The sequence below is a fragment of the Metabacillus lacus genome (genome assembly GCF_009674805.1).
Lineage (GTDB): Bacteria > Bacillota > Bacilli > Bacillales > Bacillaceae > Metabacillus_C > Metabacillus_C lacus.
On record NZ_WKKI01000022.1, the window covers coordinates 13537 to 26976 of the forward strand.

General features: G+C 40.4%; 10 protein-coding genes and 1 pseudogene. 5 read left to right on the forward strand and 6 right to left on the reverse strand.

Going from position 1 to position 13440, the window contains the following annotated elements; all coding sequences use genetic code 11:
- The first annotated feature begins 23 nt into the window (after positions 1-23).
- The 3 genes from GJU40_RS11895 (at position 24) to GJU40_RS11905 (ending at position 4128) form a co-directional block, all read left to right on the forward strand.
- Positions 24-1559 (forward strand): Na+/H+ antiporter NhaC family protein, encoded by a 1536-nt coding sequence (locus tag GJU40_RS11895; RefSeq protein ID WP_154307979.1) that lies wholly within the window; start codon positions 24-26, stop codon positions 1557-1559.
- 14 nt (positions 1560-1573) lie between these two features.
- Positions 1574-3001 carry an amidohydrolase family protein gene (locus tag GJU40_RS11900; protein WP_154307980.1) on the forward strand — a complete coding sequence of 476 codons (1428 nt, stop codon included), beginning with the start codon at positions 1574-1576 and terminating at the stop codon, positions 2999-3001.
- A 407-nt stretch (positions 3002-3408) separates the two neighbouring features.
- Positions 3409-4128: a DUF6904 family protein gene (locus tag GJU40_RS11905; RefSeq protein WP_154307981.1), complete on the forward strand. Its 720-nt coding sequence runs from the start codon at positions 3409-3411 to the stop codon at positions 4126-4128.
- A gap of 128 nt (positions 4129-4256) precedes the next feature.
- Here the strand turns inward: GJU40_RS11905 and GJU40_RS11910 are convergent, their stop codons facing one another.
- Together GJU40_RS11910 and GJU40_RS11915 are read right to left on the reverse strand one after the other, a co-directional pair.
- Complete coding sequence (locus GJU40_RS11910) at positions 4257-5195, reverse strand: acetamidase/formamidase family protein (protein WP_154307982.1); 939 nt, start codon at positions 5193-5195, stop codon at positions 4257-4259.
- A gap of 119 nt (positions 5196-5314) precedes the next feature.
- Complete coding sequence (locus GJU40_RS11915) at positions 5315-5860, reverse strand: DUF1572 family protein (protein ID WP_154307983.1); 546 nt, start codon at positions 5858-5860, stop codon at positions 5315-5317.
- A 135-nt stretch (positions 5861-5995) separates the two neighbouring features.
- On the opposite strand from GJU40_RS11915, the pseudogene GJU40_RS11920 reads away from it, so the two are divergent.
- A pseudogene (locus GJU40_RS11920) lies at positions 5996-6571 on the forward strand (YdcF family protein); the annotation flags it as partial.
- A 189-nt stretch (positions 6572-6760) separates the two neighbouring features.
- On the opposite strand, the gene GJU40_RS11925 reads toward GJU40_RS11920, so the two are convergent.
- From GJU40_RS11925 to GJU40_RS11935, 3 genes are all read right to left on the reverse strand, one after another.
- On the reverse strand, positions 6761-7525 hold the full coding sequence (locus tag GJU40_RS11925; RefSeq protein WP_154307985.1) for a transposase: 765 nt from the start codon (positions 7523-7525) through the stop codon (positions 6761-6763).
- Positions 7526-7881: 356 nt separating this feature from the next.
- Positions 7882-8403: a transposase gene (locus GJU40_RS11930; protein ID WP_170289394.1), complete on the reverse strand. Its 522-nt coding sequence runs from the start codon at positions 8401-8403 to the stop codon at positions 7882-7884.
- Between the two features lie 391 nt (positions 8404-8794).
- The gene (locus GJU40_RS11935; RefSeq protein WP_425481221.1) at positions 8795-8992 is read right to left on the reverse strand and encodes a helix-turn-helix domain-containing protein; all 198 of its coding nucleotides are present in this window, start codon (positions 8990-8992) and stop codon (positions 8795-8797) included.
- An 893-nt stretch (positions 8993-9885) separates the two neighbouring features.
- Between GJU40_RS11935 and GJU40_RS11940 the strand changes: the two genes are divergently transcribed.
- Entirely contained in the window at positions 9886-10599 is a 714-nt protein-coding gene (locus GJU40_RS11940) for a hypothetical protein (RefSeq protein ID WP_154307987.1), read from the forward strand.
- Positions 10600-10968: 369 nt separating this feature from the next.
- Here GJU40_RS11940 and GJU40_RS11945 read toward each other — a convergent pair whose 3' ends face one another.
- Positions 10969-12957: an NPCBM/NEW2 domain-containing protein gene (locus tag GJU40_RS11945; protein WP_170289395.1), complete on the reverse strand. Its 1989-nt coding sequence runs from the start codon at positions 12955-12957 to the stop codon at positions 10969-10971.
- Positions 12958-13440 lie beyond the last annotated feature (483 nt).

Genomic DNA, 13440 nt, shown 5'->3' on the forward strand with positions numbered 1-13440 from the left:
ATACACTTAAGGGGGTCATAACTATGGAGTATGGAGCTTTGGCTTTACTTCCTCCATTGGTAGCCATCATTATTGCGCTGCTGACAAAACAAACAATTCTTTCTTTATTCATTGGGGTCTGGGTCGGAGCTACAATTCTAAATTCCTGGAATCCTTTCTCCGGTTTTGCCAAGAGTATTTCAGATTATATGATCCCTTCTATTGCAGATCCCTGGAATGCAGGGCTTTTGGTTCTGGTTTCTTTGGCAGGAGGGTTTATTCATATTTTAAGAGTGACAGGAGCGGCTCAGGCCTTTGCCCAGACAGCAACAAAGAAATTGAACTCACGCAGAAAGGTTCAAAATGCGACATGGGGAAGTGCTTTCTTATTTTCCTATACTGAACCGGTTCTAATTCTGGGAACAATTATGAGACCTCTTACAGACAAATTGAACGTTTCACGCGTCAAGCTTGCCTATATTTTAGACTCTATGGGAGCTTCTCTGGCTTCTATGTCGCCAATCAGCAGCTATGGCCCCTTTATTACCGGACTTATCGCAACTCAAATCACTGCACTTGCACTCTCTGATAATCCCTGGACTCTGTTTATCCAGATGATTCCCTATAATCTTTACGGTCTCTTCGCCATGATTGCCGTGCTTTATGTCATTAATACCGGCCTTGATATTGGACCCATGTATGAGGCAGAAAAACGGGCAATAGAAACCGGCAAGGTTATCGGTGAACATGATAAGCCTCTTGTAGCAGATCAAGCTGACGAATTTCCTGCTGGTCATGTTTTCAAGTTCTGGCACTTTCTCATTCCGATGCTCCTTTTATTCGGGACTATTTTTACAGTCATTTTCTGGACAGGAAATATTGCGGAAAATGGATTTAGAGGATCTTTCATTAATGCAAATATTGTGCTGGCCATTTCGTGCGGATTTCTCGCAGGGTCAATCGGGGCTGCCGCTGCTTCCATTTCTTCAAAGCTTCATACAGTCAAAACAGCTTTTGATGAATGGACACAAGGTGTAATTAATTTAATGATTGTTCCAATTATCCTCGTTATGGCCTGGTCAATTGGAAAAATTGCCGGGGAAATGGAATTGGGCGGATATATGTCTTCTATTGTCGGAAATTACCTGCCTTCCTTCATTGTTCCTGCACTAATCTTTTTGCTTGGAGCTATCATTGCTTTTTCAACCGGAAGCTCTTGGGGAGTATTTGCGATTATGATGCCTATTGCAATCCCAATGGCAGTGACAATGAATATAGACATCCCTCTTGTCATCGGTGCTGTTATCAGCGGAGGTTTGTTCGGGGATCATTGTTCTCCGATTTCGGATACGACAATTTTGGCCTCAACCGGAGCAGCCTGCGATCATATTGAACATGTGCGCACACAGCTGCCCTACGCCATTTTAATTGGAGTTTGTGCTTTCCTCGGTTTCATTGTTGCCGGAGCCACCGTTGGCTGGGCGGGAATCCTGGTCACTGCAGCAGCTTCATTTGCTTCACTTTTCCTGCTCAATAGGCGGGCAAGAAAAACAAACAACAACATCACAACTTCTATGTAAAGGGAGCGAGTTTTTTGAAAGTAGATTTGATTATTGAAAATGCACATATTTTAACAATGGAAGGAAAAGGAGTCGGGTTTATTCCCAACGGCTCTGTTGCAGTAAAAGGGAATATCATTGAGGCAGTCGGTTCAGCACAGGATATTTCCAGAGACTATCAAAGTGACAATACCATTGACGCAGCGAACAAGCTGGTGATGCCTGGATTCATAGATGCACACATTCATACAGGCATAGCTATTTTCAGAGGCGTCGCGCAGGATATGTCCAATTGGATGCAAAAAGGACTGTGGCCATTTATGAAGCATCTGACCCCTGAAGAGTCTGTTAAAGGGTCAATGGTTAATATAATAGAAGGATTAAAAGCCGGAACAACCACATTTTGCGATTATGACGGAAGAATGGATTTGATCGCGGAAAACTATAAAAGAATCGGTGCCAGAGCCAGGCTTGCAGAGCTTGTTAACGAAATCCCTGATAATATTGGTGATTTGCCGGTTGGGGAGCTCTACCCTTTTGATCCTTCCATCGGGCAGACAAAGTTTCAGCGCAACCTGGATCTTTATGAAACATATCATAACAGCGAAAATGGCAGATTATCCGTTATCCTAGGTCCTCATGGTCCAGATATGATGAGCTTGGAACTGCTGAAGGAGTTTCAGCATTATGGTGAAAAGCTTGATACAAAACTGCATATGCATGTTGCTCAAGGTGACCGGGAAATTGATCAAATTGTTAAACGCTATGGAAAAAGATCGATTGATTTTCTTGAGGAGAATGGCTTTTTAAATGAAAGATTGATTGCTGTTCACTTAACGGAAGCAACCAATGAGGAAACAGAGAGAGTTGCTAAAAGTGGCGCGGGCATGATTTACTGCGCAGGAAGCATCGGCATTATTGACGGCATGGTTCCGCCTGTTCACCATTTCCTTCAATCCGGCGGCACTGCCTGTCTGGGCTCTGATCAGGCTCCAGGCAACAACTGTAACAATATGTTTAATGAAATGAAGTTTGCTGCTATTTTAAACAAAGTTAAAATGTCTGATCCACGAGTATTCAATGCAACAACGAGCTTGCGGATGGCAACCATTGAAGCGGCCAAGGTTATGGGCATTGACGGTGAAGTCGGCTCATTGGCAAAAGGAAAAAAAGCTGACATGATCATCATCAACCTGCAGGACCCAACCTTCTTCCCTGTGCTCACCAGCCCAATACGCAACATTGTTCCAAACCTTGTGTATTCGGCAAGAGGACACGAAGTAGAAACCTCCATCATCGATGGTGTAGTAGTAATGGAAAACAGAAACATCCAAACAATTGACGAAGCTGCAGCGCTGGCAGAGGCCCAAAAGGCGGCGGAAAGCATTGCAATGAGATCAGAACAAGACATCCTTAACGCAGAAAGCGATATCCTCAACATGGTGAGGGAGGGTCTGCTTTAGGTGGTGGGACACGGGGACGGGTACCTTGTCCCAGGTGCAGCGGGGACGCAGGGACGTGGGACGCAGGGACGGGTACCTTGTCCCGGGGTACCAAAAAATTAATTTTGTAAGCTATTCTTTCTTATTAAGAGGACCGCTTTAAACTAAGCGCTCCTCTTTTTTTTAGGGACTCACACTGCCCCAGGCAGAGAATTGGCTCTTGACTAAACCAATTTTTATTAGAAAGGGCAAAGTACACGGGTCTCCCCTCTTTTTTCAACACTGAGATTTTAATAGCTTCACTTATTTAAAATATACTTTCCAGTAACGCTCATTCTTATAACATGCTAGACTTAAAGTAAATAACTTAAGATAGAAGACTGAAGATAACGACAGGGCACCAGCCCTGGATTTCGGGAGATGAATACATGATAAATGCAAGAAACACCCCCAATATGGCCGGGCTGATTGTTAGTGGTGACTACTTAGATTTTGAACAGCTTTATGAGGCACTGCATAGCATATTGCCTGATGAAGGTGAGGATTATTTATATGAGTCTGCAAGACTTCGCGTGCTCGGTCTCTGCTATGATATTCGACATGCTATGATGGGGAACAGAGAATTTGAATATAAAGAGAATGGACTACATCGTGACATTATGCTTCATAGAGGAATTGTAGGAAGTGAGAAAAACATTTATTTTTCTTTTCAAACCTTCTATCCTGAAATGCTCTTTAATCTAATGGCCTTGAATCATTTCGTTGAAAATGTGAAGTTTGCAAACAGACAGTACCCTTTGGATCGTAAAGTCATGACAGTAAAAAACTTTCAAGCTTCTATACTGGAGTGCTTGCAGAGTACGCTCTCAGCACAAAAATTCTTGAACACAGTAAGAAGCATTAACACATCTTCAAGAAATTTAAGTAACTACACAACTCAATACCTCGACCTCCTCAATATCCGCTATCTGGATTGGGAGCCGGAAAAGAGAGAAAAAAATATATCTATTATTGCAAAACGCCTTGCTGAACGCGGGGACGAATATCTAGCAGTTCGTCGAGAGGTCCAGGATGCTGCGGCAAAGTACGATTGCCATCCCTCAGATATTCGGTTAGCCGAGGAGTATCCTGAGGATATTGATTGGTAGAGGCGGTGGGACGCGGGTGGGACGCGGGGACGGGTACCTTGTCCCAGGAACAACTTGCTCCAATTATCTAAGAACTGATGGAAAAAGGGATGCCTCACAGGCACCCCTTTTCATGCTGAACGTTATTTTTAAGCGGGACGAGGGACCTGTCCCTCTGTCCCTGTCTGCATGAGGTGGATCTCATAGCTGTCGAGAAACAGATTTGGCACAAAGAATCTTGCCGTTACAAGAGGGTCGACTACCTGACTGACTTGCACTTGGCCTATTGCACTCATGAGCATGGTCATTTCACTCAGCGGCAGGTCTGTATATGGCAAAAGCAGGTCAATCATTTGTTCTACGGAAGACTTTACCGCTTCATCAAGGGTTTTAGCAGAGACGAGCAGTGCTATACCTTCTTGATTTTTGAGCAGCGGAGATTGCAGCGTATGTCCTTTGATAACTTCAAAGGTAACCGTGACTTTGCCGGATACTTCAATTCCTGAGACACCAATTTCGCCATCACCCATAGCTGCATGAAGGTCACCAAGCGCGAACAACGCCCCTTCCGCAAAAATCGGCAGAAAAAGTTCCGTTCCTTCCTCGATCAGCTTTGTATCCATGTTTCCGCCATGATCTCCGGGAGTTCCGCATGGTATCGGATCTCCTTCGGGGGCCACTCCAATGACACCAATCATTGGATTCAGAGGAATAGACAGAGACTCATTAAAAATCGCTCTTCCGTCTCGTATTTCAATCATTTTCGCCTCAAACTTTTCAATTCTGTGACCCATTACGCCTAGACCTGGACCTACTGCCATGACGCCGGACTCACCAATCTCAATTTTATCGATTTTGACTTTTAAAATATCTCCAGGCCTGGCATTCTCAACAAAGATTGGCCCCGTTGCAGGATTTACTCTCTCCCAATCAATCGAGTTAATTCCTGATTCATTGGAGGAAATTTGGTTTTCAAAACAATCATATGTCTCAATCACTAGCGTACTGCCTGATGCTACATGCCTCACCGGTGCATGCTCTTTACTAAAGGAATAGATAACATCTTTTCGAACAAGTGTATCGACCATATTATAACCTCCTTCTCCAATTGTCTGATTCTTCTAACAATATTGTATATGCAGAGAAGGAAATGAGCAAGCAGAGTGGTTTGCCACAACAGGTTATGTTTGTTGATAAGGTATTCGTTTTATTGACAGCGACCTTGGTGTTTTTCCAACATCACTTTTAAATATTCTTCAGAGTTTCCCTTAGGAATGCTGAGGCTTTCCCAACTACTTCCCTTCACCTGCTTACCAATAAAAACGATCTGCCCAACATGATAAGCGTAGTGGGCCATTTGTCTCTCAATCGCCTCAAGAACTAAATGCTTTTCCCCGCGAATATAAATACTTTTTAATAAATCTTCCTCTTCTAAATTCAGTAGAGTCTCAATTAGGACTTGCCAGCCTTTTTCCCACATATTCATTACATCTGATTTGGAGAAACTAGCATCTAAAAACTCTTCATCTCGATTTCTATTATCTTTCTCCCCATCTGATATTAAAAAATCAGTCCACCTGGAAATCATATTTCCGTTTAAATGCTTCACAATGACCGCAACACTATTAGATTCTCTATTTTGAGTCCAATGAATGTCCTCTTCCGACAATTGGTTTATCGCCGCATCTCCAAGACTTTTTACGTTCTCAAATCTTTCAATAATAATCCTTAGATATTCTTTTCCGATCTGCAATAGTCTCACTCCCCTTTTCACTTAAATAAGCCTTATTCATCTGTAAAAATTTTACTGTACTCTAGATTTTTAGAAGTTACTATTGTATAAAGATTATATTAAGACATCATTCTTCATAAAAAGGATTGAGGAAGATTGAAAAAGAGGTTGATCACTAAATTGGCATTAGTTTTTGCTATATTCATAATAAGTTTACCAGTCATATGCGCTTATAGTATTTGGTCTTACAGTAAAGTCAATCAATTAGTTAAGGCAGATGCAGCTATTGTGCTAGGTGCGGCTGTTTGGGAAGACGAACCATCTCCGGTGCTTCGCGAAAGAATTAACCATGCCATCTGGCTTTATAAAAATGAATATGTAGATAAAATAATTTTTACGGGTGGTAAAGGGGAAGGAAGCACCTATGCTGAATCAGAGGTTTCCAAAAAGTATGCAATGAAGCACAACGTATTTTCGGAAGATATCTTGATTGAAACGAAATCAAAAATCACTGAAGAAAACCTAAGTTATGCGAGCAAATTAGCACTCGAAAACAATTTACATACCTTTATTCTCGTCAGTGACCCTTTACATATGAAACGAGCAACCTTAATGGCAAAAAACTCTGGCTTGGAAGTTTATTCTTCACCAACACCTAGTTCCATGTACAAATCTCTCAACAGTCAAATTCCCTTCTTGTTTCGAGAAGTGGTCTTTTATATCGGTTATATTGTTAGGGACGCGCGAGGGACGCGGGGACGGGTTCCTTGTCCCAGCTTCAAGCCATCCTCCGCTTCTACCGACACTAGTGGATGTGGATATCCTCTTCACCAGTCAGATGCGTTCTTCTGCTACATTAGCAGGTGCTTTCAGTGTGGCTGCCGGTAAAAGGAGCGGGACGAAGTACCCGTCCCTCTGTCCCTAACCCTTTATTCGGTCAATTACACTTTTTGAGATTCCAGTTATCCTGGAGAGCTGCCGGATAGAGGTGCCCTGATGTTTTTTAACTTGAGCCAATACCCCATCGCGTTCTTTTCTGCTCATTTGCTGCAGGTTACTGCTGCTTTTGACTCCGAGTGTCTGCAGATATTCTCTAACCTTGTCGTCCGACAGTTTTACAGTTTCATTGTAATCCAGGCATTCTTCATCATTTTCTTCCTCCATATAAACAACATACTGCCTCAATGCCGCTTTTCTTTCAGAGGAAAACAAACTCAATCCCCTGTCAATATCTACAATTACCGCTTTCCTGATATACTCATGCGCACTTGTCCATTTGCTATCCCATACACTCCTGACCACCCCCGCTTTAAGAGGATTTTGATGAATGTATCTCAGTACTGTCATGAAATACAGATTATCCTCTACGTTCTCACTATTAAACCGCCCTTGAAATAAATGGCCGCAACGCTCGTATTTCAGGTTGTACCAATACACATAGCTGCTGCTTAATTTTTTCATAAAAACTGAGACACTCTCATCTGTCTCTTTTACCAGCAGATGAACATGATTATCCATTAAACAATAAGCATATAGCTCAATGCCGCTTATCACTTTATACTTTGCGAGTGTCTCTAAAAACCTGTGCTTATCCGTCTCATCTTCAAAAATAGTCTGGCGGTTGATACCTCTGAACACAATATGATACACACCTGTAAGGCTCTTCTTTCTGGCTTTTCTGGGCAAATGAACTTCACCTCTTTGAATGACATTTTTCTTTTTGTTATCGAAGTTTTCATGATAAGGAATTACTCTAGGGGAGGCGGCGCAGCGGAGTGGAAATGAAGTGAAATGCTGGGTTTGTTGGCATATGAGATGAAGTGCTGAACTGATGGAGGTGAGCGAGATGAGTGGATAAAAAAAGGGGGAAATACCTGGGTATTTATATTATTCCACAACATTGGGTGAAATCCTGCAATGGGACACGGGGACGTGGGACACGGGGACGGGTACATTGTCCCAGGGAAGGTGGCGGTGCGCAAGAAATGGGCACTCATTGTCCCTGGAACAATTACAGATGACGCTGGGTCAAAGCTGTCCCCCTAGTCCCTAAAGATATGTTTTGCTACATCCTCTATAACTCTCTCAGTCGCATTATTAGATGCGTTCGCCTCAGGATGGGTGTTGTAAATCCGTAGTTCAGATCCCTCCAGGATTCCTTTTTCAACACATTGCCTCAGAATTCCAATAACAACCTCATCAACCGTCAGGCCTCCTTCCAGCTTTTCATTACGAAACTTCTTAAGCATTGCCAACAGACTTGAGTGAGCCAGCTCATCTTCCGGATTCAAGTCTAAAAAATACATGCAAGCAAGGTTCAAAGACGCTTCTTCCATTACCTGTTCATCTGAAAGATTATAAATATACTGTAGAACGATCAATTTCATTAACAGCTCCGGCTCTTTGTCCGGTCTGCCGTAATACTTACTAGGAGAATCTTCAAGAACTGAAGTGATAAAGCTAAAATCTAACTTGTCTTTTAGCAGTCTAAGTATATGGTTTTGCGGAATATTATTGTATAGATAAGAAAAGATGCTTACCTGCGTATCTTTGTCTTTATGCATAGGATTACACCTTCCTTCCTCTGATTTTGTGATGTTAATCGAACCAATTATACCAAAAACAATGTTTTTCATTGTAATCTATTAGCGGTTTTTCAAATTTCATAAATGAACTTTAAGGTTTTAGCCTGTCTCTACGCTATTATTAAACTTTTTCAATTAGCAGTTCTCTCTCCACCCACTTTTGTGAGATAGCAGTAACTAGCATAAAACGCAGGGTAAGAGGTTAGTAGCTTATAACACAACGCCATTCAGTAGTTGAAAAGCAAAAACTCCCCAAATGGAGAGCTGAATCAAGCTGCTCGTATTCAAATTCATTCCAGAATGTTTTAGTTTTACTTCCCGAACCAACTGAGGCACGGGAGGTGGGACGAGGTACCCGTCCCTATGTCCCCTACTCCCGAACCAACTCCCCAATCTCCACCTGAAGCACCTTGGATAACCTCGAAAGCACTTCAATGCTCGGGTTCTTTTTGATATCTCTTTCCATGCTGCTGATATAGGATTTTGACACTCCAGATCTCGCAGCAAGTTCTGTGATGGTTAATCCCTTTTGTTCTCTTAACCTTTTAATTTTTTGGCCAATCATCATACACAGCCCCTTATGAATTGTGGGACGGAGATTTGTCACCATACCCCACCAGCTCACTATGAATTGTGGGACGAGGTACCTGTCCCGGACGCGTTTTTAATTGTTGCACCGGGATGGACTACTGTCTTCACTGCCTCATTCTAAAATCTGAAGTAAAGCATTTTTTAAATATTTTTGAATAGTCTGTTAATTTTTAAAATATTCTCATGCCTATCTTTTTAAGGATAATTCCTCTTCATTGTTTGCTAATTTAAACGGTAGAGCCACTTAACACAGAATATTTTTATATTATTTTCCCTGCCAACAATCCAAAACTCCTGCATGCTCCTCAGCCACCTAGCCATATAATTCAGCAAAGCTCTTTTGTATGACCATCAACTTTAAGTAACCTCCTTTTATTTTCAATAGTTATTTTCTACCAACATTGTACTTTATTAAGAACGAAGTTGTCCAAAAAAAAACAAAAAAAACCTGTAATTTAAATCGTTTAATATATGGATTTTGCTTAACAAGGTCTAAAACATTATCATGCTATAAAAAGTTCAGCTTGCACCTTCAAATATTCTGCATCATTAAGCATTAGACTTGCTCGCGAAAAAGAACGAGACTGAAATTCACAATTAACTATTTAACATTTCCTTAATCCTTATTAGCTGTAACCTTCACAATCAAACCTTACAGCTTTAAGGTATCATATCCTTAGGGCTTTTAGTATGAGGTTTATACACTACAGTTCAAGAATTTTTGTTTATGTAGCAAGTTAACCCATACCAAAAAAATAACAATAAAAACCATATTAGTAAAAATTTTATATCAAATAGTAATATTATATCGTATAATTAAGTTGCCGATTAGGTATATGTTACCAAAAATGTGAAAGGGGAAAATTTGAAATGGATAGAAATAACCTGTTAGAAAACATTCAATGGACAAAAGATGTGGTCTTGGAGTTAGAAGGAGTTACTGAGAAACACAGAGGCTTGAGTGCTCATCAGCATTCATTACTTAACTACAAACCTTTTGAGGGTTTGCACAATCCTTTAATGCTCCGGTTTTACGTTGTACCAATTCTATTTATTGTAATCACATTGTTTATTCTAGGTGACTTGTTAGCGAGTCTGTTTATTTTCATTGATGCTGAGGGAATATGGATGTTTCTATCTGGAATCACTTTATTTATCGTACTTCCATTGGCTGGTTATTTTTTACTACTTCGAACGATTTCAAACTATTTGATCAGAAAATCAAAAGTGACACGTATAGAAGAAGCCCAAGGCTTACAGTCATCCATTGAATCCCTTCACAAAACTAGCATGGAGCTAAAAAACTCTTTAGCAGAACATTCCGCTGTGCCACAATCATACCTCTTTCCCTATGCAGTTTCAAAGTTAGAAAGTTTTCTGGTAAAACACCGAGCAGATACTTTAAAAGAATGCATTAATTTATATGAGCAGGAAGAAGCCAACGAAAAACAGCAGCAAGAAGCTGAGAAGCGTCACCAGGAGCAATTGAGGGAAATGGAAAGACAAAATCAAAAAATGGTGAAAGCCGTGAATAAGGTGAAGACGCAAGTAGAAAAAAACCGCGATGACTATTTCCATTATTGATATAGAGTAGTAGATACATCATGGTGCCGGCCTCTCACTATATCAGACTGTGCAGTCCGTATTCATATGATATTATCTATTAAATACGCATCTCATAGAGTGTGACCAGCTTTCCTGGTCCAGCTTTGTGAGCTGTTTTTATTTTCTGCTATTTTATTTGTTTCTCTAATCTTGGTTATCAAGTATAGGCAGCTTTATAGCTTGACGGTTACCTGCCCCATCAAGCACTTTAAAATGGGCTTCCCACATGAGGGACCTGCTGTACGAGGAAGAAGAGGTGACTGTGCGATCCTTTTTCAAAAGGTCTTTCTGATAATGGTTAAATAAAAAAATGGGACGAGGGACCTGTCCCTGCGTCCCACGCCCTTATCACTCAGCTTTAAAACCTACTGCCACAGCAGGGCTTTCAAGCTTGCCTTTACTTTCCCTTGTTATATATACTGTTCCTTTTTTTGTACCTAGTTGCTTTACCTTGATAGTCAGCGTGTTGTTTGAAACGGTTCCGGAACCCAGAAGTTTTTTCGACTTGGCATCACCATACACCTTTACTACGTCACCCTTATTAAGTGATTTAACAGTAATCACATCGTCCTTATTCTTGTTGTTGGTAATTGAAACTTGATTCGCATTTATTTTAGCTGAGACAGGTTCCCCACTATAGCCTACAGCTAATTGATCGCTTTCCAGTTTTCCGCTGCTGGTTCTTGTAATATATACAGTTCCTTTTGGGGATCCCAGTTGTTTTACTTTTAGTGTCAGGCTCGATCCTAAGGACGTCCCTGATACTACCAGCTGTTTTTTCGAATTGTATACATTGATTTTTTCATTCTTGCTTAAGTTACTGACTGTTATAATGTCATCTGATTTAATATTGTTCTTAATGCTCACCTGGCTTGTTTCGAGTTTGCTAGAGACAGGAAGTGAAGTAAGAACTGCATTACCGAATACAACTCTTTGAGCGCCTTTAGCTCCATTTACCTGGTTGACTAGTAATTTGATTTTTTTTGTATTACCAGGAAACCTGACTGTAAGGTTTTTTACATCTGATTTTTTCATAGCAGACGTATAAATTACCTTATTATCTGCATAAATTGACACCCTTGTTGTACCATAATCACCCGTTAGCCATTTTGAATCAAGAGAAATTGTTGTTTTTAATGCATTAAAACCCATGTTTCTTATATCATATTCAGCATAAGAGCTGCCGTCGATGGAGTAGGAGTAGGGTTTAGTTAAGCCGACTCCGGCAGTTACAATCTGCCCATTATAATACTGAAAAGGGAGATCACCCCAGCCATTGGTATAATAGTGTCCAGAAGTATCTGTAGCTCCTACAGTAGTCAGCAAAGCCCTTTTAGGAATGTTTATTAGTTTGTCGTTCGTTTTCTTAAATAAGGGATTGATTAGAACAAGCCCTTGTGTTCCCTTGGCACCAGACAACTGCTTAACCACGACTGCAAGGTTTTTTGTGCCCTTGGGAATATTAAGTTTAATAGATTGTACAGCTGTTTTCGGGGTGATCTCCTTTTCATAAAGAAGATAATCATCTGCATAAATGCCGACTGCTGATCGTCCATAGTCTCCTACTGTCCACTTGGAATCAAGAGACAACTTCGTCTGGAACACGTTGTACCCCATATTGTCTATATTGTACGTTGTGGAAGCAGTCCCTCCACGATTTGTAGTTAAACCCACCCCACCCGTTACAATATTACCATTAATTTCCTGAAACACTCTATAGCTGTCCCATTGATTCTCATAATAACCAGAGTTATCAGATGAACCTATAGTACTCGGATGAACCGCACTTTCATTCGGCGAATGAGTACCACTCGTTGAAAATAATGGGTTTTTAAGCACAACCCGCTGGGTACCTTTAGCACCTGAAATCTGCTTAACTATAATATGAAAGTTTTTTATTTTGGATGGCAGCTTAAGCTCAATATCTAAAATACCGTCAGTCTTGGAGAGCTGTTTTTCATACAAAAGAATATCATCGGAATAAAATGCCACAGCAGTTTTTCCAAAATCTCCAGTAATCCATTTTGAATCAAGAGTTAATCCGGTTTTAAAAGTTTTATAACCCATAGAATCTATATTATAAGATGCAGATGCAGTACCGCCGTCGCTGTAACTTTTAAACAGCCCCAATCCCCTTTCAAGAATTCTTCCGTTTACATCCGTTAAGGATCCTTCCGTATCACTCCACTGGTTTACATAGAAGTAACCGCTATAATCATATGCCTTTATTTCTGTAAGAGAGATTTCCGCGGGTGCTGCAAAGGAATGCTTTGGAGAAAGAATGGTACCCGTAATCAAGAGGAAGAACAAAAATAAAAAAACCAGTTTTCTTTTCAAGATAATACTTCCCATAATTTATAAATATAGTAACATTTTACCAATTGTTATCGTAATAGTAAACTAGAATTTAATGATTATAATGATTTAACCTCAATTTTTCATAAATGTGAGAGGGACAAAGGACCCGTCCCTGTGTCCCACGAGGTGTTGACCGTATATCGGCTTGAGTTTATGGTAATTTTTACAAAATATTCACAACATGCCTATGCCTGCCTGAAAGAACTAGTTGAGGATTAAATAGCATTCTCAGTCAATAAAGAAGAATATATCATCCAAGGACTTAGAGAACAGAACATTCATTAGTCTTGTTTTATTGCCTTTCAAAAATTAACTTGGAATTTTCTTCTTGCACCTCAAAAGTAAACCCATTATGCCCACCTGTTCCTTTATACCTAGATTAGCAAAATTATTTTTTGTTTATTTTCTCCCACACAACTGGAAAAAAAGGTATAATTTTATAGTAATTTTTTCTTATTTTGT